Below are 26,716 nucleotides of genomic sequence, written 5' to 3'. Positions count from 1 at the left end.
TTTACATCACGCTACGATTCAAGCCCGACGATTCCCCAAGCACCTCATCACCCGTGAACTAGGCTTGAGTTCAGCCGGGCTACCCTGTCCCCAGTCGTTACCCGGTCGAATGAAGTAATTGTTTCAAAACTTGACGAGCCCCCAACTGATGCGAGATATTGATAGTTAGCAAACTAACAATGCGAATCTCCCCGTGTCCAAGCACCTCGAACAGCTGCACAAGCACATCAGTGCCGGCCTCGTCGTCGCCTCGCGCCATTGGCGCCGGGTGTGCCAGACCACGCTGGTCAACTATGGGATCTCCGAAGCCTGCGCCATGCCGTTGCTGTTGATCGGCCGTATGGGGCCGGGCGTGCGCCAGGTCACCGTGGCCCAGGAAGCGGGCATGGAAAGCCCGTCGCTGGTGCGCCTGCTCGACCAGTTGTGCAATGCCGGCTATGTGCTGCGCAGCGAAGACCCGAGTGACCGCCGGGCCAAATGCCTGAGCCTGACCGAGGCCGGCGAGCACTTGATGCAGGACATCGAAATCCAGTTGATCCGCCTGCGTAGTGAAGTGCTCGACGGCATCGCTCCCGCTGATCTGGAAGCGGCGCTGCGAGTCATCCGCGCCTTCGAAGCGGCCGGGCGGAACCTGGGAGTGGCGAATCCGTGAACGGTTTCTGGACCGGCATGCCCCCCGCCCGCGACTGGTTCTACGGTGTACGTACCTTCGCCGCCTCGATGATCGCGCTGTATATCGCCTTGCTGATGGAAATGCCGCGTCCGTACTGGGCCATGGCCACCGTCTACATCGTTTCCAGCCCCTTTGTCGGTCCCACCAGCTCCAAGGCCCTGTACCGCGCGGTCGGTACTTTTCTCGGCGCCTCGGCGGCGGTGCTGTTCGTCCCGCTGTTCGTGCAGACACCCTATCTGCTGGTGGTGGCGATCGCGCTCTGGACCGGCATCCTGTTGTTTCTCTCGCTGCATCTGCGCACCGCCAACAGCTACGCGCTGATGCTCGCCGGCTACACCATGCCGATGATCGCCCTGCCGGTGGTCGACAACCCCCTCGGTGTGTTCGATGTGGCGGTGTCGCGGACCGAGGAGATCTTTCTCGGCATCGCCGTGGCGGCGGTGGTCGGCAGCATGTTCTGGCCCCGGCGCCTAGCCCCGGTGTTTATCGACGCGGCGGGCAAATGGTTCGGCGATGCCTCGACCTACAGCCTGCGTTTCCTTTCGCGCAACGTGCAGGCCGATGAAGTCAGCGCGCTGCGTTCGGCGATGGTGGCGACCTTCAACAGCCTTGAATTGATGATCGGCCAGTTGCCCCACGAAGGTGCCCGGCCGCAGACCGTGCGCAACACCAAGGAGTTGCGCGGGCGGATGATTCACCTGTTGCCGGTGGTCGATGCCCTGGACGATGCTCTTTACGCGATGGAGCGGCGCACGCCGGAGCTGGTGGCGCGTTTCGAACCCTTGCTCGTGGCCACCCGCGAATGGCTGGAAAGCACCACAAAAGGAGCGCCGGTCGAACGCTGGCAAAGCCTGCGGGCCGAGATCGAGAGCCTGCAACCGAGCCCGCTCGAGCTGGATGACCGACGCCAGTTGCTGTTCTCCAACGCCCTCTACCGCCTCGGCGAATGGATTGACCTGTGGCAGGACCTGCGCAGCCTGCAATATGCCATCCAGTGCGAAAGCCAGGACAGCTGGCGCGCGGTCTATCGCCACTGGCGCCTGGGCCGCCTGACGCCGTTTCTCGACCGTGGCCTGATGCTCTATTCGGCGGGCTCGACGGTGCTGGCGATCATCGTCGCTTCGGTGCTGTGGATCCTGCTCGGCTGGACCGACGGGGCCAGCGCGGTGATCCTCGCGGCGGTGGCCTGCAGCTTTTTCGCGGCGATGGACGACCCGGCGCCACAGATCTACCGGTTCTTTTTCTGGACCGCGATGTCGGTGATTTTCGCCAGCCTCTACCTGTTCGTGGTGCTACCCAACCTGCATGATTTCCCGATGCTGGTGCTGGCCTTCGCCGTGCCCTTTATCTGCGTCGGCACCCTCACCGTGCAGCCGCGTTTCTACCTCGGGACCTTGCTGACCATCGTCAACACCTCGTCCTTTATCAGCATTTCAGGGGCCTATGACGCGGACTTCCTGAACTTTTCCAACGCCAACCTGGCCGGCCCCCTGGGCTTGCTGTTCGCCTTTGTCTGGACCCTGGTGGCCCGCCCCTTCGGCGCCGAGCTGGCGGCCAAGCGCCTGACCCGGTTCAGTTGGCACGACATCGTCAAGCTGACCGAGCCGGCGACCCTGGCCGAGCACCGACATATGGGCGCGCAGATGCTCGACCGGCTGATGCAGCACCTGCCGCGCCTGGCCATGACCGGCCAGGACACCGGCGCGGCGCTGCGGGAGTTGCGGGTCGCGCTCAACCTGCTCGACCTGTTGGCCTACACCCCACGCGTGTTGGGGGTGGCGAATGTGCTGCTCAAACAGGTGGTGGAAGAGGTCGGCGAGTACTTCCGCGCCTGCCTCGAGGCCCGCGAGCGCCTGCCGGCTCCAGCGCCTTTGCTGATGACGATGGACCGCACGCGCCGGGCCTTGAGTTCCCAGGGCCTGGACGATGGCGAAACCCGCCTGCACCTGTTGCACGCCTTGAGTGGCCTGCGCCTGGCGTTGTTGCCCGGCGTCGAGTTTGTCGATAGCGGCGATCAGCCGGAGAGCGTTCCGTATGGGATCAATGGAGTGCCGTTATGATCGGTGAGCTGGATATCAGCGGGGTGTTCCTGCCCACGCTGCTGGTGCTGATGGGCATTACGTATGCGCTGTACCTGGTGGTGCACGGGCTGTTGACGCGCGTCCACTTCTACCGCCTGGTCTGGCACCGGGCCTTGTTCAACGTCGGTCTCTACGCTTTGTTGCTGGGCGTTGTGGATTCGTTCAGTCGATACCTGATGACATGAAAAAACCTCTTTTGACCATTGGCCGTGTAGTCCTGACTTTGCTGGTGGTGATCTTCGCCTGCCTGGTGGTCTGGCGCATGGTGATGTACTACATGTTCGCGCCCTGGACCCGGGACGGGCATATCCGCGCCGATATCGTGCAGATCGCCCCGGACGTGTCCGGCCTGATCCAGCAGGTGCAGGTGCGCGACAACCAGCCGGTGAGCCGCGGCCAGGTGCTGTTCAGCATCGACCAGGATCGCTTCAAGCTGGCGCTGCGCCAGGCCAAGGCCGCCGTCGCCGACCGCCAGGAAACCCTGGCCCAGGCCCAGCGCGAGAACAAGCGCAACCGGGGTCTGGGTAACCTGGTGGCTGGCGAGCAACTGGAAGAAAGCCAGTCGCGGGTCGCCCGTGCCGAACTGGCCCTGGCCGAAGCCCAGGTGGCGGTGGACGCCGCGCAGTTGAACCTCGACCGCTCGGTGATCCGCAGCCCGGTGGACGGTTATGTCAACGACCGCGCGCCCCGTGAGCGGGAGTTCGTCACGGCCGGCCGGCCGGTGCTGGCGGTGGTGGACAGCAGCTCCTTCCATATCGACGGTTATTTCGAGGAAACCAAGCTCGACGGCATTCATATCGGCCAGGCCGTGGACATCCGGGTGATCGGTGACAACGCGCGGTTGCGCGGGCATGTCGAAAGCATCGTCGCCGGGATCGAGGACCGTGACCGCACCAGCGGCACGAACCTGCTGCCCAACGTCAACCCGGCGTTCAGCTGGGTGCGCCTGGCCCAGCGGATTCCGGTGCGCATCGCCTTCGACGACGTGCCGGCGGACTTCCGCATGATCGCCGGACGCACGGCCACGGTGTCGATCATCGATGACGCCAAGGCCGCGCCGAAGAAAGAGGCCGCGCAATGAAACCGCTGGCGCAAGTCGCGACCCTGGGCCTTGGCCTGATGCTGTCGGCGTGCTCGATGGTCGGCCCGGATTATCACCTGCCGGCCGACTCGGCGATGCAACGCAAGGACCTGCAAGGGACGCTCGCCGGTGAGGGCGACAATGTGGTGTCGGCGCCGGTGCCGACCGATTGGTGGCGGCTGTACCAGGACCCGCGCCTGGACGAGCTGGTACGCCAGGCCCTGGCGTCCAACACCGATCTGCGGGTCGCGGCGGCTAGCCTGTCACGGGCCCGGGCCCAGGTGGAAGAGGCCGAGGCGGCCGGCGGTTTCAGTGCTGGGGTGAAAGCCGGGGCCCAGCGCTTGCAGGAGTCCGGCCAGGCCTTCCTGCTGCCGGAAAAGGTCCCGGTGGCCAATATCGGTGAAATCGCGCTTTCCGCGTCCTATCAGTTCGACCTGTGGGGCACCTTGCAGCGCGGCATCGAGGCGGCCAAAGCCAATGCCGACGCTACCCAGGCGGCGGGCGATGTGGCCCGTATCACCTTGGTGGCGGATGTGGTGCGCTCCTACACCCAGATCTGCGCGGCCAACGAAGAGCGCGGGATTGCCGAGGAGTCCCTCGCGCTGCAATCCCAGAGCACCGAGCTGACCAAGCGTCTGCGCGATGCCGGGCGTGGCGACGAAACCCAGGTCACCCGGTCCCAGACCCAATTCAAATCCCTGCGCGCCGAACTGCCGCGCTACCAGGCCGCGCGCCAGGCGGGTTTGTATCGCCTGTCGATGCTGTTGGCCAAACCCCTGGACCAACTGCCGGGCGGTGTTGCCGATTGCGCCGCGCTGCCGCATATCACTCAATTGTTGCCGGTGGGCGACGGTGCCGAGTTGCTCAAGCGCCGTCCGGATATCCGCCAGGCCGAACGCCGGCTCGCGGCAGCGACGGCCAGCATCGGCGTGGCCACGGGCGAGCTCTACCCGAACATCAGCATCGGTGCCACGGTGGGGACGGTCGGTATTCTCAAGGATCTGGGCGAACCGTCGACCAACCGTTGGGGCTTCGGCCCGGCCATCAGTTGGACCGTGCCTACCAACGGCGCCCGTGCCCGCATCCGCGAAGCCGAGGCCGGCACCCAGGGTGCCCTGGCGCACTTCGACGGTGTGGTGCTCAATGCCATCCGCGAAACCCAGACCAGCCTGGCCCAGTACACCGCGCAGCTTGATCGCCGCGATGCCCTGGCCGATGCCGAGCAGTCGGCCAGGCTGGCGGCGGACCAGACGCACCGCTTCTTCAAGGCCGGTCGCGCCTCGTTCCTCGCCGACCTGCAGGCGACCCGCACCTACACCGATGTGCGCGCCCAACTGGCCTCGGCCAATACCCAGGTCGCGATGAGCCAGATCGATTTGTTCCTGGCCCTGGGCGGCGGTTGGGAAAGCGGACGAACGCCACCTGCCGAACACGCGAAACCCTGAGTCCGTTGCTATGCTTTGAACTATCGGCTGGTCGCCGCTGGTGGGGAGCACTGGGTGAATCCTAACCATCGTGGTCAGCGTGGCCCGATGGGGATTCTAATAATGAAAAACCCTTATGCTCCTGGTTTCTGGTGTGCGGTGGTGGCGCTTGTCCTGCTTTCGGCGACCTACTTCTATGGCGTGATGCTGGCGCACCAGATCGACAAGGCCCTGGTCTTTCTCGACAGTGCCACGGCCTTGATCGCGGTGATGTCCATCGCCGTGGTGGCCTGGGCCAGCTACCAGGGGCAGCAGGTGAAGAAACGCCAGCTTTCCCAGAGCAAGACCCTGGTGCTGGTCTGGGATACCAAAGTCGCCCTGCGCCGGGTCGAAACGGTCTTCGACCGCTATTTCTGGGGCAGCTACTGGCAACCCGGTCGGACCTTCCAGGAAGTCATGGGCGAACTCACCGGTACGCCGCTGGAAAAAAGCCTTGAGATGCTCAAGATCCAATGTCTGAAACTCGACCGCGAAGTGGCCCATGACGAACGCCACTGGTTGACCAATGCCCGCGAATTGTCCGATGTGGCCACGGCCATGGCCCGTGAGCGGCATCAACTGGACGTCTGCGACCCGCGCAATGACTCGGCGGACGGCGTGGTGATCAACCGCGACTTCGAGGTGCTGGTGTACACCTGGACCGCGCGTTTGAAGACCTTCGACCATCAACTGGATGAGATGGAAGTCCAGTATTCCTGAGTCATTGCTGTTCCTGCCCGGCGGTTGTTGATCCGCCGCAAACGTGCGCGGGACGCCAATAGGCGCTGCCGAACGCACGATTCCCGTACTGCGCTGTCAGTCATTTCGCTTTTGTTCGTAGGATGAGGTGGTGGCCAATGGCCTTGCGGGCAAAGCCTTGGGGCCTGCTCCGGCAAATGCTACCCTGCGTCCCTTCGGGCATTGTCGAGCCGGCTCCGGTCAGGGGTCAGGAAGACCAGCATTTCTCCATTTAACGGACATCGATCGGGTCAATTCATGAATAAATCAGCGGGCTTGCTTTTAGGTTTTGTCGTGGTGGTCGGTGCGGTGAGCACCGTCGGCGCGTGGTACACCGGTAATCAGCTGGAAGGGGTGCTGAACACTTCGATCCAGGACGCCAACCAACAGCTGAAGACCGCCCTGGCCAGTGCCGGCGGCAGCGCGCAGATCGAGCTGGTATCGCTGGATCGCCATCTGTTCACCAGCACCGCGCACTACCGCGTCAAGTTCCAGAACCTACAGGCCGGCGCGGAGAAGAAAGACCTCGAGCTGCTGTTCGTCGACCATATCGAGCACGGGCCGTTGCCGTGGTCGCGTCTCAAGGCGTTCAATCTGGCGCCGGTGATGGTCAACAGCAACTACGAGCTGGAAAAGAACGACGCCACCGCCAAGTGGTTCGATGCCGCCAAGGGCGCCGCGCCGCTCAAGGGCCAGGTTGCCCTGGGCTACAACCGTTCGGTGGACGGCAATGTCGAACTGGTGCCGCTGGACTTCGCGCCGAACGCCACCAGCAGCCTGAAATTCTCCGGGCTGAACCTTGCGGTGACCGCCAGCGACCAGGCGGCCAAGATCAAGCTCAACGGCTATATGGATAACCTCAAGGTCTCCACGGTCACCCCTGAGCAGGGGCCGGTGCAGGTCGAATTGAGCGGCCTGACCCTGGCCAGCGACCTGACCAAGAGCGACCTGGGTTTCTACCTTGGGCAGAACACCCTCGAGTTGAGCGAGACCAAGCTGGGCTTTGGGGTCAAGCCGGCGGTGGTCACCATCAAGGGCTTCGAGCAGAAAGACTCGACGCAAGCGCAGGGCAATGTGCTCGCCGGACGCCTGGCCTATAACATCGCCTCGATCGACTACAACGACAAGCCGGTGGGCAGTGCCCAGATGAGCTGGACGGCGAAGAACCTGGATTTCCCGGCGATGCAATCGCTGATCAAGCTGTATCAGGTCCAGTTGGAAGCCTTGCAAAAGGCCCAGGCGGCCGGGGCTGAAGACCCAGAGGCGGCGGTTCCGGAACTGACCCCGGCCCAGCAGACCCAGGCCGAAGCGGACATCAAGCAAGTGTTGACCGGCAAGCCGCAGATCGCCCTGGAAAACTTCTCGATCAAGACCGCCAACGGCGAGAGCCGCGCCAGCCTGGTGCTGGATCTGACCAACCCGTCTTCCACCGACCTGCCACCGGTGGAACTGGGCAAGCAACTGGTTTCGCAACTGGATGCCAAGGTGTCGTTGTCCAAGCCGATGATCGCCGACCTGGCGGGCCTGCAAGCGCAGATCCAGGGTCAGACCGACCCCAAGGCGATCACCCAGCAAGCCTCGATGGCCAGTGAAATGGCCGGCACCATGGCCTTGTCCACGGAGATGGCGACGGTGCAAGGCAGCGATATCATCTCGACGCTGCACTACGCCAATGGCCAGGTGGACTTCAACGGGCAGAAAATGCCGGTGGAAGATTTCATCACCTTGCTGCTGACCAAGTTCGGTGGTGCGAGCGGCGGCGAGCAGCCTTAAGCGGCGCTCAGCCAGAGGTGACGCTTTCCAGTCGATACCCATAGCCGTAGATCGTCAGCAATTGCCAGCCGTGTTCGGCGGTCAGGCCCAGCTTGTTGCGCAGGCGATAGATATGGGTATCGAGGGGCCGCGAGGAGAGTATTTCCTCATGGGGCCAGAAGCGCTCATAGAGGTACTCGCGCGACAGCGGCCGCCCGAGGTTGCTGAACAGGCAGCGGGCCAGGCGATACTCACGCTCGGTCAGGTTGACCGGGCGGCCTGAGCGGGTCACGGTCAGTTCGGCATCGTCGAAACTCAAATCATTGAAGATGGCGATTTCGCTGGTATTGCCGCGCTGTCCGGCATGCCGGCGCAGTACCGCATTGACCCGCGCCTTGAGTTCATTGGCGCGGAACGGTTTGCTCACGTAATCGTCGGCGCCACTGCCCAGGGCCAGGACGATATCGCTCTCGGCATCGCGGCTGGTGAGCATGATCACCGGCGGCGGTACTTCCATGTGCTCACGGGTCCAGCGCAACAGCGCCAGGCCGCTGAGGTCCGGCACCTGCCAGTCGAGAATCAGCAGGTCGAAGGTTTCCCGGCGCAACTGACGCAACAGGTCCTCGCCGCGCTCGAAACCGTGCAGGGTCCAGGGGGCTTCCCCGACACCGGCCATCTGGCCCAGGGTCTGTTCGACCCGGCGCAGTTCGGCGGGTTCGTCGTCGAGTATGGCGACACGCATGTCTGGAGCGTTCTCCTAGCTTAACGGCGGATGTGTCTCTCAAAAGGGGACTCTACAGGCTATTTCCTACGCGAAGGTCTGTAAGTCGGCTGTCAAATCTGAACAATTCTGGCGATTTCCTCAAGGACCGGTGACGGCTGGCTAGGCTGATGTCAAATGGCTTTTACCCGGCGTGCCGCGGCCTTTGTGGGGGCAGGCGCAGGGTAACGATTTGCACGGTCAAGGAGAAGGATCCATGGGCAGTCCCTTTCGTTTCAGCGCTTTGCCATCCTGGGCGGCGCTCGGGCTGTTATCCGGTTTGAGCCTGTGTCTTGGTTTCGGTTTTGTCGTCGGGCTGTTCCATTACGGGGCTGCCCGTCCCTCGCTGGTTGCCGACCGTTTACCCGTGGTGCCCGAGGGCAGCTGGATAGCGCCATTCTCCGCACCGACGCTATGGACCACCGGTGAGGTCATCACCCCACGGGAGCAGCCGCGCTGGGTGTTCTGACCGGCAAGGGCAATTCTGAACAAATCTGACAGATTCGCCGAGCACCGCCGTTTTACCCATAGAGTAGCTCCAGCACTAAAAGGGGCACTTTGGAGCAAGTCCGACCCACGGACGGGTGGCGGTTCGGATCCACACGGACCGCCGCCAAGGGAAGCCAGGATGCCTTCCCTTGGCCATTTTTCCGTCAGGCCCCGGTGTGCATTCATACAAAGCAACACAGTGTGGCCAGGCTGACTGGGGCGCTGTGGCATGATGGGCCCGGATGGTTGTGTGCCGTCGTTCCTTTTCTTCGATCCTGCTCCCTCCAGAGCCTGAGCGGCCAAGCCCATGAGCGAACGCTTTCTTTCGCACCCGTATTTTCCTGCTTTCCCGTCCCGTCCGAGCCTGCGCCTGCTGCTCGGCGCTGTCTTCTGCCTGATCGGCCACACTGCCCTGGCGGCTCCACCGGCCCTGCGCGCGCCTTACCTTGATCGCGAACAACAATGCCGTCCGCAGCCTTTTCCGGCGATGGTGCTGCACCTGGCGGGCGAGGCCTGGAAGCTGGATGCCAAGGGCAAGCCGCTGGCGCTGGAAGAAGGGATGAGCCTGGAGGAACACGAAGGGGTGAGAACCTCGGGCGATGCCTTTGTCAGCCTGGTACTGGGCGACGGTTCGCGGATCGTCCTGCCCTCCAACTCGCAGGTGCGGCTGGAGCTGGACGAGACGCAGTCGATCCCGCAGATACAGCTCGAACAGGGTCAGGTCGAGTCCTATGTGATCAAGCGCATCAGCGAACATGATCGCTTCCAGATTCGCACCTCGGTCGGCGTGCTCGGGGTGCGCGGTACGCACTTTCGCACCCGTAGCGAAGAGGGGCAGTCGCTGGTTGAAGTGCTCGACGGCCAGGTCGCGGTGAGTCGCGCCGAAGCGTCGCCGGCACCCGGCAACAAGGCGCGGGACAAACTGCCCGTTGCGGCTGAGCCCGCGGTCAGGGTCAACGCCCGACAGGGCCTGAAGATCCAGGACCAGGGCGAGCTCAAGCCGGTCGACCTGCTGGCGGCTCCACGCCTGCTCGGGCAGGACGGCCAGCGTGGCGACAAGCCGATCTGGCAACTTTTTCTCCAGCCCCTCGACGGCGCCCGGCGCTATCGGGCGCAGGTCGCCACCGACGCGGCGTTTCTCAATATCAAGCAGGAACGTTTTTCCAGCACCCCGGATATCCGTTTCAGTGGTTTGCAGGCGGCGTTCTACCATGTGCGGCTGTCGGCATTCGACGAGCAGGGACTTGAGGGCCAGACTGGGGTCTACGATATCTACTACTGGCCCAGGACGGTTCATGAGCAATAGCTGCGGTATCCGGCGTCCATGAGGTTGTGGCGACGGCACGAGGGACGCGAGCCGACGCAGGCACAACGGCTGTTTCGTGGTTTGTTGCGCGAATGGCTGCTGGTGGGCCTGTTGTTGCTGCCGCTGACCGCCATGCTCTCCTTGAGCCAGAACCTGGCGTTCAGCCATTTTCTCTATGACCGGTTGAGCCGCCTGAGCCCTTTGCCGGTCGATCCACGGATCCTCCTGGTGACCATCGATGACCGCAGTCTTGAGGCCCTGGGGCGCTGGCCCTGGCCGCGCAGCGTGCATGCCGAAATGCTCGAGCGCTTGAGCGCCGTGCAGCCCCGGGGTGTGCTGTTCGATGTGATTTTCAGCGAGCCGGAGGCCTCCGGCAGCGGCGACGAACGCCTGGCCCAGGCCCTGTGCCGCGCCGGCAATGTGGTCTTGCCGCTGTTGCGCGAAGGCGTTCCGCGCTTTGCCACGGCGCTGGGCGAAGTCGGGCCGATCGAACCGCTGCGACGTTGCGCCAGGGCGGTCGGCCATATCAATGTCGAAGCGGATAACGACGGCGTGGTGCGCGGGGTATTCCTGCGCGAAGGTCCGGTCCACCAGCCCCGTGAGCAATTGGCCTGGCTGGCCTATGAGATGGCGCTGCCGGAGGCTGAGCGGCAACCGATGCCCGGTGCCGGAAGTGTTTCCGAGCTCCACGGATGGCAACGGCAGAACGCCATCTTGGTGCCCTTTATCGCGGCGGCTGGCGGCTTCCCCAGCGTGCCCTATATCAGCGTGCTGCGCGGTGAGGTGCCGGCGACGCTGTTGCGTGATCGGCTGATTCTGGTGGGCGCGACCGCACCGGGCCTGGGGGATCGCTATGTCACGCCGGTGTCCGAGCAGGCCGGCACCACCGCCGGGGTGGAGATCCAGGCGAACCTGCTCAATAGCCTGTTGCAGCAGCGCAGCATTGTCGAGCTGGCGCCACTGCCGGGCATGCTGTTGTCGGTGTTGGCGGTGGCCCTCCTGCTGGGTGGGCTGCTGTTGCGTGCGCGTTATGCGTTGTGGCTGACGCTCGGCAGCATGGCGGCGGTGCTGCTGGCGGCCTGGGGGTTGTTGCGGTTCGGCCTGTGGTGGTCGCCGGCCGCCAGCCTGAGCGGTTTTTTGCTGGCTTACCTGATCTGGAACTGGCGGCGCCTGAGTGCGGTACTGGCTTACTTCGGCTGGGAATTGGCCCGTCTGAACGACGAGCCCAGGGTGCTGCCCGAACGGCGCCGGGTCGTGGTGCCCAAGGGTGATGTGTTGCAAGGTCGCATCGCGGCGTTGGAACAGGCCCTCGGGCGTACTCGCGATACCCGGCGGTTTATGGCCGATGGCCTGGAATGCCTGCCCGTGGCAACGTTGATCACCGACACCCAGGGCCAGGTGCTGCTCGCCAACCGCAGCGCGCGTGACCTGCTGGGACCCATGCTGGTCGGTGAGGACTGGCTCGATTGCCTGGCGGGCCTTGGCTTTCCCGGTGTTGGCGGGCCAGTGCGGCCAGCATTGGCCGAACTGCCGAGCCAGGAGTTTCGCGACAGTCGCCAGCGCACCCTGCACCTGGACCTGGCACCGCTGCGGTCAACGGAAGATGAAGTCACCGTCGGCTGGCTGTTCAGCCTGGCGGACCTGAGTCTTGCACGTGAGGCCGAGCAGCAACGGGCGACCTTGTTGCGCTTTCTGTCCCATGACCTGCGGGCGCCGCACTCGGCGATCCTGGCACTGCTGGAAGTGCAGCGCGCGCAGCACGACGATGCGCCGCTCTATCGCCAGATCGAACAGCAAGTGCGCCGGGCCCTGGGTCTGACCGAGGCCTTCGTGCAGTTGGCGAAGGCCGAGTCGGAGGCTTACACCTTCGCGCCGGTGCTGTTCGCCATGCTGGTGCTGGATGCCTTCGACCAGGTGGCCCCTTTGGCCCAGCTCAAGGGCATCGAGCTGCGCCATCGGCTCGACGAGGTCGATGAAAGCCTGGTGCGGGCCGATGCCTCGCTGCTGACCCGGGCGCTGTTCAACCTGCTGGAAAACGCCATCAAGTACAGCCCTTCCGGCACCATCGTAAGCCTCGATGTAACGGTAGCGGAGCATGAACTGACCTGCAGCATTGGCGATCAGGGGCGAGGCATCAGCGCATCGGCATTGCCGCAGCTTTTTGAGCCGTACAAACGCTTTGCCGGCCCTGACAACACCGAAGGCCTGGGGCTGGGACTGTCGATGGTCAAGGCGGTGATCGACCGGCATGAGGGGCGTATTCACTGCGCCAGCGTCGAGGGCCAGGGCACGACGTTCACGCTGTGCCTGCCTCTCTGGCAGGACTGACCGCGCGTTGCCCCAGGTCTTTTTAGTGAGTACCGACTGAATACGTATTGAGCTTGTTTTTTTGGTCTACCCTTCGAGAACGACAGGCGGGCGACGTTTTCGACTGCTGTCGCTAGGCTCCCCTGTGTGTCTGCATCAGGCAGGAGCATTGAACTCCGGCTGTCATTGGGGAAATGGACGATATGCCGCGTAATGCTCAACTCTGCCTCGGGGGCAGATTGCACACGTTGCTGGGAGTGGCGTTGTGCAGCCAGTTGCTCTGGCCCCTCAATGCCTTCGCCGATGCCGCCTACGACCAGCTTATCCGACAGGCCCGTGACGGCAGTTACACCCCGGCACTGGTGCTCTTGCGCCAGCTGCCCGCCTCGCAACAATCCGCCGGCCAGATCAGCGATCACTTGCAGATCGCCAGCTGGGCCGGGCTGGACGCCGAAGTGGTCAGTGTCTATGAAACCCAGGGTGCCCAGCGGGTCTTGCCGACCCAGGCCCTGACCGCCGTCGCCCGCGCCTATCGCAACCTGAAACGCTGGGATGAGGCCGAGCGCCTGTATCGCCAGGCCCTGGAGCGCGAACCGCAGAATGCCGACCTGCAACTGGGCCTGGCCATTACCGAGGCCGATGGCGGTGACCCGCAGGATGCGGTGCGCCGGGCGCGGGAACAGGTCGACAAACAACCCAACGACCCGGCCCGACGCATGGCCCTGGGGTATGCGCTGACCCGCTCGGGCGCTAACAGTGATGCTTTGTTCGAGTACGACCAGGCTTTTATCCGGGCGTCGGATAAACCCGAAGTGATGCGTGAATACCTGTTCGCCCTGGAGCGCACGCGCCTGCCGGAACCGGCCCTGCGCCTGGCCCAGCGGCATCCCGGGCTGATCGACGCGGCCGCGACCCGGCGCCTTGAAGGCGAGCTGGCCGCCGAGCGGGTCCGCCTGGCCGAGCTGCCGACCCGAACCGAACAGGAACGTTTTGTCGTCGCCGATCGTGCCCTGGCCGACTACGACCGCTTGCTCGCGGCCTGGTCCGCGGACCCGCAGGCCCATGATGATGTGGTGCACTGGCGCATCGATCGCCTGGGTGCGCTCAAGGCCCGCTCGCGCAATGCCGAGGTGCTGAGCGAGGCGCAAAAACTGATCGATGAAGGGGTGACGATCCCACCCTATGCCCAGCGCTGGATTGCCTCGGCTTACCTCGCGGTGCGCGAACCGGAGAAGGCCGTGGCGTTGTATCGGCAGATTCTCGCGGCACCCAGCGCGGACCCCATCGACCAGGCGGGCGATACCTCGGCGCTGGTCTATGCCCTGGTTGAAAGCGACCAGCCGGAAGAAGCCCGCGCGTTGGCGGACGCGCTGGCGCTCACCGTACCGCCGCGATTGCAGCTCAAGGGCGTGCCGGGCGGTGTTCCCAACGATGCCTGGCTGGACGCCCAGCAGTTGGCGGCGCAGATGGGGCAGCACAACGGCGATCTGCCCGCCAGCGAGCAAGGTCTGGAGGCGCTGGTGGCACAGGCGCCAGGCGAGGTCGGCTTGCGGGTGGCCCAGGCCGATATGTACCTGGCCCGTGAGTGGCCACGGCGTGCCGAGGCCTTGAACAAGGAAACCGAAAGCGAGGCGCCGCGCGACCTGGGGTTGGAAGTGGCGCAGGCCAACACCGCCCTGGCGTTGCAGGAGTGGCGCCAGCTCGATGTGCTCACCGACGACGTTGCCGCACGGTTTGCCGAGAGCCTGCAGGTCCAGCGCCTGGAGCGTCTGCGCGAAGTCCATGACATGGCCGAGTTGCGGGTCGAGGCCTATACCGGCAAGAGTTTCGGTGGCGGCGCCGCCGGTGCCGGTGCGGTGACCGGCAGTCGCGACTACGGCATTGAAAGCACGCTCTACAGTCCGCCGATCAATGAGGACTGGCGGCTGTTCGCCGGGGCCGGTTACGCCTTTGGCCGCTTCACCGAAGGAGACGCCCGACGGCGCTGGCAGCGGCTTGGTATCGAAGATCGGACCCGTGACATGACCCTGCAGGCCGAGGTCTCCAACCAGTCCTACGGCTATGGCGACAAACTCGGCGCGCGCCTGGCGGCGGCCTTCGATATCAACGATCACTGGCAATACGGCGGCAGCCTCGAACGGCTGTCGGCGGCGACGCCGTTGCGCGCCTTGAACAGCGACATCAGCGCCAATTCGGCGAGTGCATTCCTGCGTTGGCGCGCCGACGAAAGCCGCGAGTGGAAGCTGGCGGTCACGCCCTCGCATTTCAGCGACGGCAACAATCGTACCGAGGCCCTGCTTACCGGACGCGAAGGTATCTACAGCACGGCCCATGTGCAGGTGGACCTGGGCCTGGAGGTCGGCACCAGCCACAACAGCAAGAGCGAAGACGTGCCGTACTTCAACCCCAAGTCCGACTTCAGCGTGCTGCCGACGGTGAACGTCAATCATGTGCTTTATAGCCGCTACGAAACCCAGTGGAGCCAGCAATTCCAGGTCGGTGCCGGGACCTACAGCCAGCGCGATTATTCGACAGGTGCCGTTGCGCTGCTGGGGTATGGCCAGCGGGTGAGCTGGAACGATGTGCTGGAGGCCGGAGCCAACCTGAGCTGGATCAGTCGGCCCTATGACGGTGACCGCGAACGCGACGTGCGGCTGACCGTCGATCTGACCTACCGTTTCTAGAAGGGGATGATGATGCCTTGGATCACGCGTTGCATCCTGTTGCTGGGAGCCTTGCTGATCGGTGCCTGTGCCCAGAAGCCGGTCGAATTTGTCGCGCCCGCGCAGCGTAGCGTGCCGATCAATGAAGCACCCTGGCCGAAAAATCATTTTCTCAGCCTGACCTACCATGACATTGAGGACCGCGACCCGGACCAGGCGGTGGTTGCCGTGCGCACCGAACGCTTGCTCGAGCAGCTGGCGTGGCTCCGGGAGAATGGCTATCGGCCGGTGACCGTGGACCAGATCCTGGCGGCGCGCAAGGGTGGGCCCGAGTTACCGCCAAGGGCGATTTTGCTGACCTTCGATGACGGTTACGCGAGTTTCTACACCCGCGTGATGCCGCTGCTCAGGAGCTATCAATGGCCGGCCTTGCTGGCCCCGGTCGGCGTCTGGATGGATACCCCGGCGGATAAACCGGTGGATTTTGCCGGTGACATGCGCCCGCGCTCCATGTTTCTGAACTGGGCGCAGATCAAGGAAGTAGCGTCCTCGGGACTGGTGGAAATCGTCGCGCACACCAACGCCAACCATCACGGCATGCTCGCCAATCCCCAGGGCAACCTGCAACCGGCGGCGGCGACCCGGCGCTACGATTCGGCGACCGGTCGTTATGAAAGCGAGGCCGATTTCGAGGCTCGCACGCGCGCGGATGTGCTGGCCATCTCGGCGAAGATTCGTGCGGCCACCGGTTATTCGCCGCGGGTCTGGATCTGGCCTTACGGCACCGCCGATGGCACTGCATTGAAAGTCATCAAGGAGCAGGGCTACCAGATCGCGCTGACCCTGGACGACGGTATCGACAGCCTCGACCAACTGATGAACAGCCCGCGCCTGCTGGTGGCGGCGGACCCGGATGGGGCGCACTACGCCAGTGCTGTTGTCGCGGTGCAGAACCGTTTGCCAATGCGCGTGGTGCATGTCGACCTGGATAATGTCTACGACCCGAACCCGGCCCAGCAGGAAGCCAACCTCGGCATGCTGGTCCAGCACGTGGCGGATATGGGCGCCAATACCGTGTTCCTGCAAGCGTTCGCCGATCCGGCGGGGGACGGCCTGGCGCGTTCGCTGTACTTCCCCAACCGCCATCTGCCGATGCGCGCCGACCTGTTCAATCGCGTTGCCTGGCAACTGCACACCCGGGCCCACGTCAAGGTCTTCGCCTGGATGCCGGTGCTGAGTTTTGCCCTGGATGAAAAACTGCCCCGGGTGACGCGCTGGGATCCGGCCAGCGGGCAGGCCTCGGTGGACCCGAAACAATACAAGCGCCTGTCGCCGTTCGATCCGAACGTGCGGCGGATCATTGGTGAGATCTACGAAGACGTGGCCCGGCTGACCTCGGTCGACGGCATTCTCTACCACGACGATGCCGTGCTGTCCGACTTCGAGGATGCTAGCCCGCAGGCACTACGGACCTACGCCGCCAATGGCCTGCCGGGCACCCTCGGTGCCCTGCGCGGTGATCCGGCGACACTGCAACGCTGGACTCGGTTCAAGAGCCGCTACCTGATCGATTTCACCGCCGAACTCACCGCGAGGGTCCGCGCCATTCGCGGCCCGCAGGTACAGACAGCGCGCAACCTGTTCACGGAGCCGGTGATCGATCCTCAGAGTGAAACCTGGTTCGCCCAGAACCTCGACGACTTCCTCGCCAGCTACGACTGGACCGTGCCCATGGCCATGCCGCTGATGGAAGGGCAGAGCGAGAAACAGGCGGGCGACTGGCTGGAGGGCCTGGTCGGCAAGGTCAAGCAACGCCCCGGCGCGCTGGATCGCACGGTGTTCGAGTTGCAGGCTCGGGACTGGCGGCAGAAGCCGGCGACGGACCTCGACGGTGAACTGCTGGCTGACTGGATGGGACGGCTCAAGCGCCAGGGCGCCAGCAGTTTCGGTTATTACCCGGACAACTTCCTGGATGGCCGCCCGGCTGTGCAGGCCGTGCGCCCGGCACTGTCCAACAAGTGGAATCCCTAGATCATGATGGATCGAATCCTGGCTCTGGTCGTCCTGGCGCTCGTCCTGGGGTTTCCCCTCGGCGTGATTTTTCTGGTCACCGGGCAATTCCTGATGGACTTCGTATTTTTCTACCCGTTGTTCATGTCGGGTTTGTGGATGGCCGGCGGTTTGTACTTCTGGCTGCACTGGGAACGCCACTGGCCCTGGGAAGCCGATACCTTGCCCCCGGCGCTGGCGGGTGAGCCGCTGATTTCGATCCTGATCCCTTGCTTCAACGAAGGGGACAATGTTGCCGAGACCATCGAGGCCGCGCTGGCCCAGCATTACCCCAACATCGAAGTGATCGCCATCAATGATGGTTCCAGCGACAACACCGGCCCGTTGCTCGACAGCCTGGCACTGCTCGACCCGCGTTTGCGGGTGATTCATCTGGCGCAGAACCAGGGCAAGGCGGTGGCCCTGCGCATGGGCGCCGTGGCGGCCCGCAGCGAGTACCTGGTGTGCATCGACGGCGACGCCTTGCTGGCACCGCACACGGCGGCCTACCTGGTGGCGCCGCTGTTGCAGAACGTGCGCCTCGGCGCCGTCACCGGCAATCCGCGGATCCGCACCCGCTCGACCCTGGTCGGACGGGTCCAGGTCGGTGAATTTTCCTCGATCATCGGTTTGATCAAGCGCACGCAGCGGGTCTTCGGGCGGATTTTCACCATCTCCGGGGTGATCTGCGCCTTCCGCCGTACGGCGCTGGACCGGGTGGGCTACTGGAGCCCGGACATGATCACCGAAGACATCGATATCAGCTGGAAGCTGCAACTGGATCACTGGAGCATTTTCTACGAGCCGCGGGCGCTGTGCTGGATCCTCATGCCGGAGACCCTGCGTGGGCTGTGGAAACAGCGGTTGCGCTGGGCCCGGGGTGGCGCGGAGGTCCTGTTCAAGAACATCCGGGGCATCTGGCAGTGGAACCATCGTTACCTGTGGCCGCTGTTGTTCGAGTACTGCCTGTCGACCGGCTGGGCCTTCACCCTGCTGTTGTCGATTGTTTTCTACTGCATGGGGCTGTTTATCGAAATGCCGGCCTCGATTGCCGTGCACCGCATCGTGCCGCCGGCCTTTACCGGGTTGCTGCTGGCAATGGTCTGCCTGGGGCAGTTCGCGGTCAGCCTGCTGATCGACCGCCGCTACGAAAAAGACCTGTGGAAAATCATGTTCTGGGTGGTCTGGTATCCACTGGTGTTCTGGCTCATCAGCTTCTTCACCACCCTGGTCAGCTTTCCCCAGGTGCTGTTCCGCCAGAGCGGCAAGCGGGCGCGCTGGGTCAGTCCGGACCGGGGGATCAAGCCCGTCGATGACGACAAGCAGAAGGTGCGGTCATGAAAATCATCAGAACCCGCCAGCGGCCGTTCATGGTGCTGGTGGATGTGGTCCTGACCGTGCTGGCCTGGGCCGGGCTGTGGTACCTGTTGATCCAGGGGTTGATACCATTGTTCGACGGGCATACGGGGCCGCGGATCGATATCTCGTTCTTCGACGCCGTCAATACCCTGGAGGTTTATCTGTGGGTCGGCCTGCTGAATGCGGCGGTATTGATTGCCTGGGCGCGTTATCAGCAGCGCAAGAGCCGTGGTTTCAGTCGGCGCCGTTTGCCCGCGCCGGTGGTCGGGGATGAGGGCTTGAGCCGCAGTTTCAAGCTCAGCGAGGACAACTTCGCGCGGATGCGCCAGTCGGCGACGATGATCGTGCATCACGATGAGCATGGCGGGGTGCTTGAAGTGATTACGCCGCTGTATCGCGTTGAACCGCAGGAGCTGCCGCTGGCCGCGCCTGCGATCATCCAGCTGCCATCGGAGGATGACGGCAATCGCCCGTCGCTGTAGCGCCGGTTCGCGGTGAGGCCCGCACCTTAACTATCTAGTGCACGGGGACGTCGTTTCGCGCTCTACGCTTTTCCCTTTTTCCATGGAACAAGGGAAATCCTATGAAAACCTCCGTAGCGGACCCTCCCGGGGAGCCCGTCGAGCCGGTAGCGGTTTTACCCGATCCCCGTGGCGCCACCCTGGAGCGCCTCGCTGAGAAACTCGATGAACGTATTGCGACCGCGGAGCGCCCCAGCTTGTTGCTCAACCGGCTCCAGGCGGCGCTGGTGCGTGGGCTCGATAGTCAGCATCAACTCAGGAAGCTCTTCGCGCAAGCGCCGCGGATCGGTGCATTGCTCAAGCAGATCCTGACCGAGGCCTTCGGACACGATCCGCACCAACTGGTGTTCGCCCCGCCGTTGCATTCCGGCGACGGCCAAACGGCGCGGACCCTGGCGCAGGTGGCCATGTCGCTGTTGCGCAATCCGTTCCTGTCCCTGGTGCCGGGTCATGCCGTGCGCCTGAGTCTGGCTGACGAACCGGAGAGGCTTTTGGCACTGGACCCGGAGCAGGTGCTGGCACGTCTGAAGCGCTTAGGGTTGTCTTCCCGTTTCGACACGGCCCTGCGCGGCTATTGGCATGAGCCGGCGTGCGATAGCCCTCTGTCACGGCGCGAGCGCCTGATCGAGCTGCACAAGCTGCAGTTTCACGACAAGGCCCTGTTGGCCTATGGCACCGATGCCTTGTCCGCTGCCGGATTCAACATGCTGATGGGCCTGCTGGACGCTCCGACCCCGCAAGCGCGGGCGCTTGCCGGCGGCCGCTGGGGGCGACTCAGGGTGTCGGAGCTGGTCTGGCCGGGAACGGGGGCGGCAACGGTGGTCTTGAGCGGCGCTTTGCACCTGCGGGGTTCCGGTAGCGCCGAGCGGGGGAGGCAGCTGATTTTCGTGCCTGGGGTGTTGGAGGAGTTTTTCGAGTTTGCCAGCCACGCCGAGATGCAACACCGGCTCGCGGAGCTGTTCAACGAACCGGGGAATTATCGGCCCTGGCAGTTGCTTGCGCTGCAAGAGCGCCATCAGTTGTTCCCCCAACCGGATGGCCCAGCCCTGGCCTACCGCTTCCAGGGGGGGACCGAGCTTGGCGGCGATGCCCTGGCCCACAGTGCCCTTAGCCGGCTGGATACCCAGTTGGCCAACGAGTGGGCCGCCGCGTTGTTGCTCAACAGGGCGTATATGCTGCCCGACAGGGTGATCGATGTCGGGCGCCTGACGCCGCTGCAGGCGGTGGACGCCATGCAGGAGTCGCGTGCGGCGCTGGCCGGCTTGCCGCCCCTGAGGACGATGCTTGCACAAAGGCTTCGACATGATGAGCGTCGTCGGAGGCTGGAAATCAGCTTCGGCCACCTGGCCGCTGATCTTCCCGTGCGCCTGCGCCAGGGCAAGGTTCGGCAGCAGGAGCTTGGCCTCCTCAAGTTGCTCGATGAACAGGACCCCGGGCGCGACACGCCGGCCTATGGCGAGTTGCTGACACGCCACACTCTTTGGCGACAACTGGTGGTTTATGTCCAGGGCCTGCTTCAGGACAGGGACCGATACGGCCAGGCCGAATTCTGGAACGCCCGGGACCAGACGGGGAACGATCTTTCAGACAAGTTGCTCAGCGGGCGCTGCCAGGGGCTTTTGCACGAGGCGAAGATGCAGCATCAGCTCGGGCTGCTCGATCAGGAGGAACGGGCGCGCCTGCTTGATGTGCTGCCACAGCCTGTGGCGGATGTGCGTCTGGCCAGTGAGACAGTGGTCGCCGCGATCGGCCTGGGGCCGGCGGCCTCAGGGTGGTCGCTGACGGGCGCCTGCGTCATCAGCACCCGAGCCGCGCTGGCCGATCCGCGTTTGAGCGTATCGGCACTGCTGTTTGTGCCGGGACGTCTGGGCGGGCTGCAACGCTTCATGACCCTCGACAGTCTCTCGCAACAGCTGGACGTCAGCCTGCGCAGCCCAGAGTGCGAAAGCTTCTGGCCGTTGATTGCCCGGGACCGGCGTGGCGAGGCCCGTCGCTGGGTGCGGGGACGGCCTGACGGCGAGCGGATTCCCATCCACTATCAAGCGATTGAAAGGGACGCCCTGCAACAGGGACTCCAGCAACAGATCCAGGACCACCTGCGGGTCTGCCGGTTGGTCGAGAGCGGTTTGCGGCCGTTCTCTGAAATTGGCGACGCCCACAGTTCCCTGCAACTGCTGGCCCATGAATTGGAGGAGAACCTGGGCGTTCCGGATCACGATGCCCGCGAGCGCGCGCTGGACAATATTGCGCTGCTGCAGCTCGGTGCGAAGCAGGCGCAAGGCCTTCCCGACTGGCTGCCGACGGCAGCCCGCCCGGTCCGCCAGCAGTACGCGCGACTGTTGGCCCGCTATCAGAGAAATATGCATGCCCAGGAGCTCAAGCTGAAACTCCAGCTACCGGACCTGGACGACTTTGCCCGGGAGAGCATCATCGAGCAGCTCAAGCGCGATGGTTTTTACCCGGAACTGGATATCGACAAGCCGCTGTTCGACCTTCCCGACAGCGTCGAGCGGGTGTGGGCCGGGCATCCTGAACGCACGGTGGGCGAGGCGGGTCCGAAGACGGTGGTCAGCGAGGGGCGCACGACCTACAGCTTCTTGCGCCTGGCCCTGGAAAACCTCGATCCGCAAGCGCCCGCGACCAAACGTCGGTTGCAGCATGGACGAATACTGGATCGCACCTGGCAACAGCGACTGACGCCGGATTATCTGATGGCGACGATTTCGGCACTCGATCTTGGCGGCCACTACGACACCCTGATCCAGCGGGCTTTTTACGGCGTCGATGATCCCAGGCTCGAACCGCTACGGGCATTCGATCAGGTGCTGTTGTATCGGCTGGTCAGGCAGCGGGCCCGAATGGAATTGTTCAGCGCTCGGCAACAGGGGCTCAGCGACTGGGCCGCCGAGACTTTCGAGAGGGCCCTGAATGCGGAGTCTGCCGCCGACCTGCGCACCGAGCAGCTTGAACTCGAATTGCACTTTGTCACCTTTGCCGGCCGGGGTTTTGCCTGGGCCCGGCATGTGGGCAATGCCGTGGCCATCCACGACAAGGTTTCTGCAAGAACGCTCATCTATTTGCCGGGCGCTCCCCATGAGCAGGTGCTGACCGAGCACGCCGACCTGGCGACGGCGCAACGGGCACTGGTCAATATCGAGCGGGCGCCGCAGCGGGTGGCGGACATTGTGCAAAGGCTGGCGGCCGGTTGGGAGGCGGAAGTCATCGAGGGTTATCCCGCCGAGCAAGACCCGGCGCTGCGCTCAAGGCTCCTGGCGCCTGCGCGCGATGATCGGCGGCCAATCGGCCTGACGCCTTTGGGGGCAGGTCCGATTGCCATGGTCAAACCCACTTTGCTGTTCAAGGCCATCAAGAGCTGGTGGACGAGCGAGCCGGAGCAACCCGTGCCGGATTCCGCGGCGTTGGAAAAGGAGGTGAAGCGCGAGATCGCGGAAAATCCCGGACGCTGGTTGCGGTTCAGGAAAACCCAACGCTGGGACCTGTCGCTGGTGCTGGCGCATGCCTTTGTCCTGCGGGCGCAGCAGCGGGCCCGGATGGTGTCGAATTCGGCTCGACAATTGTCCCAGCTGCGCGAGTTGCGTGAACGCGAACAGCGCTCGGCCTACTGGCTCAGGGTGTTGTCGGTGGTGCCCGTGGTCAGTATTGCGGTCAATGTCCGGGAGACGGCGGTGGCTGTGCGTCAGTTTCACCGTAGCGGTGATCCGCGCGATGCCTTCGAACTCTTCAAGGCGGTGCACATGACGCTGGTCGACGCCGCGTTGACCTTCTACCCGCTGAGCAAGGGTGTCGGTGCGGTCTCCCGGCCGCTACGGGTCGGTCGTGGAGGCTGGTCGCGCGCGGCCTTGCGGACCCTCGATCGTCGGCAGGGCTTGTCTCAGAAAGGCGCGATGGCCCTGAAAACGAAGATTGCGTCAAAGCCCAAGCCCTTGCTCCCGGGGTATGAAGCGAAGATTCCCCCTGACGATGCGGTGGCCCTGCACGGTCCGGCCAATGCCGGCAGCTACGCGAAAAACGGCGTGCAGTTCATCACCGATGGCAGCACCGGCTACGAGGTCTACCGGCCGAAGGGCGAGAGTGCCTTGCGCTTGAAGAAAACCGCCGTACAGGACAATGAGCTGATTCTGTATATCCGCGAGCCGGGCGAACACCTGTTGCGTGCCGATGCGCCCGAGCCGCAGCCGGGCCCCAGTCGCGCGATGTGGCAACCCTGGACGCGGCCTGCGTTGCCGGAGTCCGCCGGTGCTCCCGTGCTGCAACTGGAATGGATGACCCGCCGGCCGGCCTTGTTGCCCGTGGATTGGAAGACCCGGGGATTGGTCCTGGAAAGCGACCAGGTCGTGGAGTTGTCGGCGAGCCGGGGGCTGTATGCACGGCGGGGGGCTGAACACGTTCGACTGCTGAAGATCGATGATCGTTATTTCGAACTGCTTCCCGATGGTTCCGGGGTTCATCCCGATATCGTTTTTCTGAAACGTCCCGTTCCGTTGTCTGCCCATGCCGAGGCCGACTTCAACCTTTGGTGGACGCGTCTGGATGAACAGCCGGTACCGGCTACTTTTGATCCGCGCAGCCAGAGCTGGACAGTGCGTTCCGCCTTGTTCAACGAGCCTCTGGAGCAGTCCCTGGCGCAACCCCTGGCGGGCATGACGCCGGTGAGTCTGCGCAAGACGGCCCGTCGGTTGATCGAGCGAACCGATATGGAGTATTCGTCGGCCACGGCGACCCGGATGGTCGCGCTCAAGCGCACACAGGAAGCCTGGAGCTCGCGGGGCGTGCGCATGGATGTGCTGTTGCGCGAACTCGATGCCCGGCCCCTGGGGCAGACTTACCTGCGCATCGGTGGTGCGGCCGATACAGCGGGCTTTTCCCGGTTGGACTTCGATCCGCCCCAGGCCGTTAATCCCCGGCTTTTCGACGCCAGGGGGGCGGCCCGTATTGCCGAGTTGGCCTCGAACAGCGAGAACGCCGTGATCGACATCTTGCATCGTCATGGCTTTGTCGTGACCGAGGTCCCGAAATCCCAGTCCTTCAATACGGTCAACCTGTTCTGTACTCACCCGAACTCGGAGCATCTCTACTACATCATGCTCAAATGGACCGACAAGCGTTCGATACCCATGACCCGCTACCAAGGGGGCCCACGACAGTTGACGGATGGCTGGTTCAACCGACATTTCGATTTGAGGCCGCTGGGTCAGCGCGCGCTGCTCAAGCCGGTCAAGGAGGCCATGGAGCAGGGGCGCCTGGTGAAGCTGATCGCGGGGCTACAGCGCTCGGGGGATACCGGGCAGGTCACGGTGTATTTTACTCGGGTGGTCTAGGGGGTTCAGAGGGCTGCGGCCATGGTTGTTGCCCTATGACGAATGACCCTGATCTTGACCTTGGGGATGGCGTAGGCTCTGACTCAAGAAAGTACTGATGCGCTGGCTGAGTTACAAGTTATCCAGGCGAGTGTTTTCTTGGTTGCACTCAGGCCGCTTATAGCGGCCTTTATTTTGCCTGTCGTTTAGGTCTGATTCTGTCCTCCTTCGGCACGATGGAGTAAAGCTCCGCTATGGGCTTTGGGGCTGTAAGCTCAAAAACCGTCTTCTGCGGCCGATGAGTCACGGCAGGCTGTTACAACCAGTTATAATCTTCACCCTGGGCGGCTTGCATACCTTGAATTTTGCCCCCTATAGTTCAGCATGTTGCTGCACAAACCAGTGACTGGATTTGGCGATCCGAAACAAATTAGGCACAGTTGTATCATGTCTTTTCGTGGGTGCTATTGGCCCTGGCGATTGCAGTTCATGGTGACTGTGTGCGGGAGACCTTCAGGTCTGTCGGTTTATTTAATTTGCCGGATCGTCAATTCAGGAGTTATGTAATATGGCGCAATATATTTCGCTGCAAACCAATCTTCCCAACCGCCCTGTCCTGTTGATCGACAGTCACGTCCCCGTAGCTCAGTTGTTGGAATGCGCGCAGCAGCGCATCAAGGCAGGTACCGATCTACTGGAAAGCATCACGTCCGTGAGCATCACCTGTCTTGAAGATAACGACTTGTACCGATTCACCAGTGCTGCGTATCTGCTGCTCCGGGAGGGGGCGGATTTGCTGGAAGTGGTCAGGCGGCGGGTTGACGAATAGCCGGCGTTCACAACCCATTACAAACTTGAGCGCAAGCCCTGGCATTTTGTGCGGGGTTTTTCGTTGACGCCCTTTGTGAGAGCGGAATAGATCAGGGACGTAGATGGATACCATTGTCATCAGATATTACCAGCAAGCTAAGTCCGGGCTCTCTGGTACAGTTTGTCTGACCCCATTAGGTAAAGAGACACTCGAGTCAATCTCTGAGGTTTTGCTCCCAAGTTCTGCTGCCCACAAGGTGTTCTGTATCAAGAAGTTCACTGGTGTGGACAACTACCGTTGGCACGTTGAGGGTGTGTGTTTGGTGTCACTTCCAACTGCGTCACCCGTGGTTTACGCAGTGACCCTGAGCAAAATATTTCAAGGGCCCCCAGAGGAGTATCTGCAGAAGACAATGACAAAAAGAGGGTCATCCCTTAGCAAGATCATTCAGAGCGGCACCGTGGTCGAAGTTGACTACGGGTTCATCCAGGCTATCGGTCGGGAAGATGGGTTGCTGAAAACGAATAAACGCTATTCGGATACCTTGCAGAAGGGAGAAATGCACAAGCGGCGTTTGGCTGTGGTCGTTCGTGTTAACCGGAACGTCGTTCAAGTGGCTCCGGTCACTTCTGATCCCCAGAGTCCCAACGACAAGACTACTTTCCAGCTATCTCGTGACACCCTGGATCAGCTCACCGTGTGGGGCTCCAGCGGAAAACAAAGCTGGGTGATTTCGAGCATGATTGAGTCCGTATCAGCCAGCAGGATTTTGCCTCCCATCACAGACTATGAGGTGCGAGGAGTGAAACGCAAAGGTCGCAACCTCAACTACGTGCTTCGCCTCACTCCTGATGAAAAGGAATTGCTGAAAGGGTGTCTGACCCACACCATTGGTGTGACCGATTACCAGCAGACCAAAGATAGGCTGGCGGCGGCTCAGCAGCAGATAACCACACTCGCGCCGATGCATGCTGCCCTGGAGGCAGCCAACGCGAAAATTGCGCAGTTGGAGCTTGAAAGGACTGAGCTTGCCTTGGTGAATGAGGTTGCAAATGACTGGGATAAGCGGATGGGGGGAGGTTGCTTGCAGAAGGCAGTGGATGAGCTGCGTGAATTGTACTCCGAGATTGAAGGCGAGCCTGCTGGCGGCTAGGCCAATAGCTCCGTTCCGCTTACGTAGGTTACTTATTCAGGCTTGACACGCAAGTGCCCCCCTCGATAGCATTGATCTCATTGGCGGGGATCACTGGAGCAGTACCGGAACCTCGCGACGGCCTATGGGCATATACTGCAAAAGAAAACGTAAACAACAAACCGCCTATAGCAGACTGTGTGAAAACGCAGT

Annotated in this window: 18 protein-coding genes; 17 read left to right on the top strand and 1 reads right to left on the bottom strand. The window is 63.1% G+C overall.

What is annotated here, in order from left to right; genetic code table 11:
• Positions 1 to 193 precede the first annotated feature (193 nt).
• The 7 genes from HX830_RS29400 (at position 194) to HX830_RS29370 (ending at position 7,809) form a co-directional block, all read left to right on the top strand.
• The gene (locus HX830_RS29400) at positions 194 to 652 is read left to right on the top strand and encodes a MarR family transcriptional regulator (protein WP_177104183.1); all 459 of its coding nucleotides are present in this window, start codon (positions 194 to 196) and stop codon (positions 650 to 652) included.
• Positions 649 to 2,733, top strand: coding sequence for an FUSC family protein (locus HX830_RS29395; protein ID WP_177104181.1), 2,085 nt, complete (start codon positions 649 to 651; stop codon positions 2,731 to 2,733). The genes HX830_RS29400 and HX830_RS29395 overlap by 4 nt, the downstream gene beginning before the upstream one ends.
• Positions 2,730 to 2,939 carry a DUF1656 domain-containing protein gene (locus tag HX830_RS29390; protein ID WP_103496031.1) on the top strand — a complete coding sequence of 70 codons (210 nt, stop codon included), beginning with the start codon at positions 2,730 to 2,732 and terminating at the stop codon, positions 2,937 to 2,939. Before HX830_RS29395 ends, HX830_RS29390 begins: the two co-directional genes overlap by 4 nt.
• Positions 2,936 to 3,835, top strand: coding sequence for an efflux RND transporter periplasmic adaptor subunit (locus tag HX830_RS29385; RefSeq protein WP_177104179.1), 900 nt, complete (start codon positions 2,936 to 2,938; stop codon positions 3,833 to 3,835). The genes HX830_RS29390 and HX830_RS29385 overlap by 4 nt, the downstream gene beginning before the upstream one ends.
• A complete protein-coding gene (locus tag HX830_RS29380) occupies positions 3,832 to 5,280 on the top strand; it encodes an efflux transporter outer membrane subunit (RefSeq protein ID WP_177104177.1) in 1,449 nt (482 codons plus the stop codon). The genes HX830_RS29385 and HX830_RS29380 overlap by 4 nt, the downstream gene beginning before the upstream one ends.
• Before the next feature lie 102 nt (positions 5,281 to 5,382).
• A complete protein-coding gene (locus tag HX830_RS29375; RefSeq protein ID WP_152741813.1) occupies positions 5,383 to 6,018 on the top strand; it encodes an NADH:ubiquinone oxidoreductase subunit N in 636 nt (211 codons plus the stop codon).
• Between the two features lie 276 nt (positions 6,019 to 6,294).
• Positions 6,295 to 7,809, top strand: coding sequence for a YdgA family protein (locus HX830_RS29370; protein WP_177104175.1), 1,515 nt, complete (start codon positions 6,295 to 6,297; stop codon positions 7,807 to 7,809).
• A 7-nt stretch (positions 7,810 to 7,816) separates the two neighbouring features.
• Here HX830_RS29370 and HX830_RS29365 read toward each other — a convergent pair whose 3' ends face one another.
• Entirely contained in the window at positions 7,817 to 8,530 is a 714-nt protein-coding gene (locus HX830_RS29365) for a response regulator transcription factor (protein ID WP_103496026.1), read from the bottom strand.
• A gap of 235 nt (positions 8,531 to 8,765) precedes the next feature.
• Here HX830_RS29365 and HX830_RS29360 point away from each other — a divergent pair, with 235 nt between their 5' ends.
• The 10 genes from HX830_RS29360 to HX830_RS29315 all read left to right on the top strand — a co-directional run bounded on the left by HX830_RS29360 (position 8,766) and on the right by HX830_RS29315 (position 26,524).
• Positions 8,766 to 9,017, top strand: a complete 252-nt coding sequence (locus tag HX830_RS29360; protein WP_177104173.1) for a hypothetical protein — start codon at positions 8,766 to 8,768, stop codon at positions 9,015 to 9,017.
• A 327-nt stretch (positions 9,018 to 9,344) separates the two neighbouring features.
• On the top strand, positions 9,345 to 10,343 hold the full coding sequence (locus HX830_RS29355) for a FecR domain-containing protein (RefSeq protein WP_177104172.1): 999 nt from the start codon (positions 9,345 to 9,347) through the stop codon (positions 10,341 to 10,343).
• Between the two features lie 18 nt (positions 10,344 to 10,361).
• The gene (locus HX830_RS29350) at positions 10,362 to 12,671 is read left to right on the top strand and encodes a CHASE2 domain-containing protein (RefSeq protein WP_177104170.1); all 2,310 of its coding nucleotides are present in this window, start codon (positions 10,362 to 10,364) and stop codon (positions 12,669 to 12,671) included.
• A gap of 182 nt (positions 12,672 to 12,853) precedes the next feature.
• Entirely contained in the window at positions 12,854 to 15,334 is a 2,481-nt protein-coding gene (pgaA, locus tag HX830_RS29345) for a poly-beta-1,6 N-acetyl-D-glucosamine export porin PgaA (RefSeq protein WP_152741808.1), read from the top strand.
• A 12-nt stretch (positions 15,335 to 15,346) separates the two neighbouring features.
• Complete coding sequence (gene pgaB, locus HX830_RS29340) at positions 15,347 to 17,344, top strand: poly-beta-1,6-N-acetyl-D-glucosamine N-deacetylase PgaB (protein WP_152741807.1); 1,998 nt, start codon at positions 15,347 to 15,349, stop codon at positions 17,342 to 17,344.
• Between the two features lie 3 nt (positions 17,345 to 17,347).
• Complete coding sequence (gene pgaC / locus HX830_RS29335; protein ID WP_152741806.1) at positions 17,348 to 18,703, top strand: poly-beta-1,6-N-acetyl-D-glucosamine synthase; 1,356 nt, start codon at positions 17,348 to 17,350, stop codon at positions 18,701 to 18,703.
• Entirely contained in the window at positions 18,700 to 19,203 is a 504-nt protein-coding gene (gene pgaD, locus HX830_RS29330; RefSeq protein ID WP_152741805.1) for a poly-beta-1,6-N-acetyl-D-glucosamine biosynthesis protein PgaD, read from the top strand. Before pgaC ends, pgaD begins: the two co-directional genes overlap by 4 nt.
• A 101-nt stretch (positions 19,204 to 19,304) precedes the next feature.
• Positions 19,305 to 24,581: a dermonecrotic toxin domain-containing protein gene (locus HX830_RS29325; RefSeq protein ID WP_177104168.1), complete on the top strand. Its 5,277-nt coding sequence runs from the start codon at positions 19,305 to 19,307 to the stop codon at positions 24,579 to 24,581.
• A gap of 547 nt (positions 24,582 to 25,128) precedes the next feature.
• Positions 25,129 to 25,389 carry a hypothetical protein gene (locus HX830_RS29320; protein ID WP_152741803.1) on the top strand — a complete coding sequence of 87 codons (261 nt, stop codon included), beginning with the start codon at positions 25,129 to 25,131 and terminating at the stop codon, positions 25,387 to 25,389.
• Between the two features lie 103 nt (positions 25,390 to 25,492).
• The gene (locus tag HX830_RS29315) at positions 25,493 to 26,524 is read left to right on the top strand and encodes a type II toxin-antitoxin system PemK/MazF family toxin (RefSeq protein ID WP_152741802.1); all 1,032 of its coding nucleotides are present in this window, start codon (positions 25,493 to 25,495) and stop codon (positions 26,522 to 26,524) included.
• Positions 26,525 to 26,716: the final 192 nt, after the last annotated feature.

This window comes from Pseudomonas gingeri, assembly GCF_013385425.1.
Classification (GTDB): Bacteria; Pseudomonadota; Gammaproteobacteria; order Pseudomonadales; family Pseudomonadaceae; genus Aquipseudomonas; species Aquipseudomonas gingeri_D.
The sequence above is the reverse complement of the archived record's forward strand: the minus strand, read 5'-3'. Positions and strand labels throughout refer to the sequence as shown.

Excerpts from the sequence above, each read along its gene's own strand:
- HX830_RS29390 (WP_103496031.1), top strand. The coding sequence starts at position 2,730 with ATGATCGGTGAGCTGGATATCAGCGGGGTGTTCCTGCCCACGCTGCTG.
- HX830_RS29385 (WP_177104179.1), top strand. The coding sequence starts at position 2,936 with ATGAAAAAACCTCTTTTGACCATTGGCCGTGTAGTCCTGACTTTGCTG.
- HX830_RS29380 (WP_177104177.1), top strand. The coding sequence starts at position 3,832 with ATGAAACCGCTGGCGCAAGTCGCGACCCTGGGCCTTGGCCTGATGCTG.
- HX830_RS29375 (WP_152741813.1), top strand. The coding sequence starts at position 5,383 with ATGAAAAACCCTTATGCTCCTGGTTTCTGGTGTGCGGTGGTGGCGCTT.
- HX830_RS29370 (WP_177104175.1), top strand. The coding sequence starts at position 6,295 with ATGAATAAATCAGCGGGCTTGCTTTTAGGTTTTGTCGTGGTGGTCGGT.
- HX830_RS29365 (WP_103496026.1), bottom strand. The coding sequence starts at position 8,530 with ATGCGTGTCGCCATACTCGACGACGAACCCGCCGAACTGCGCCGGGTC.
- HX830_RS29360 (WP_177104173.1), top strand. The coding sequence starts at position 8,766 with ATGGGCAGTCCCTTTCGTTTCAGCGCTTTGCCATCCTGGGCGGCGCTC.
- HX830_RS29355 (WP_177104172.1), top strand. The coding sequence starts at position 9,345 with ATGAGCGAACGCTTTCTTTCGCACCCGTATTTTCCTGCTTTCCCGTCC.
- HX830_RS29350 (WP_177104170.1), top strand. The coding sequence starts at position 10,362 with ATGAGGTTGTGGCGACGGCACGAGGGACGCGAGCCGACGCAGGCACAA.
- pgaA (WP_152741808.1), top strand. The coding sequence starts at position 12,854 with ATGCCGCGTAATGCTCAACTCTGCCTCGGGGGCAGATTGCACACGTTG.
- pgaB (WP_152741807.1), top strand. The coding sequence starts at position 15,347 with ATGCCTTGGATCACGCGTTGCATCCTGTTGCTGGGAGCCTTGCTGATC.
- pgaC (WP_152741806.1), top strand. The coding sequence starts at position 17,348 with ATGATGGATCGAATCCTGGCTCTGGTCGTCCTGGCGCTCGTCCTGGGG.
- pgaD (WP_152741805.1), top strand. The coding sequence starts at position 18,700 with ATGAAAATCATCAGAACCCGCCAGCGGCCGTTCATGGTGCTGGTGGAT.
- HX830_RS29325 (WP_177104168.1), top strand. The coding sequence starts at position 19,305 with ATGAAAACCTCCGTAGCGGACCCTCCCGGGGAGCCCGTCGAGCCGGTA.
- HX830_RS29320 (WP_152741803.1), top strand. The coding sequence starts at position 25,129 with ATGGCGCAATATATTTCGCTGCAAACCAATCTTCCCAACCGCCCTGTC.
- HX830_RS29315 (WP_152741802.1), top strand. The coding sequence starts at position 25,493 with ATGGATACCATTGTCATCAGATATTACCAGCAAGCTAAGTCCGGGCTC.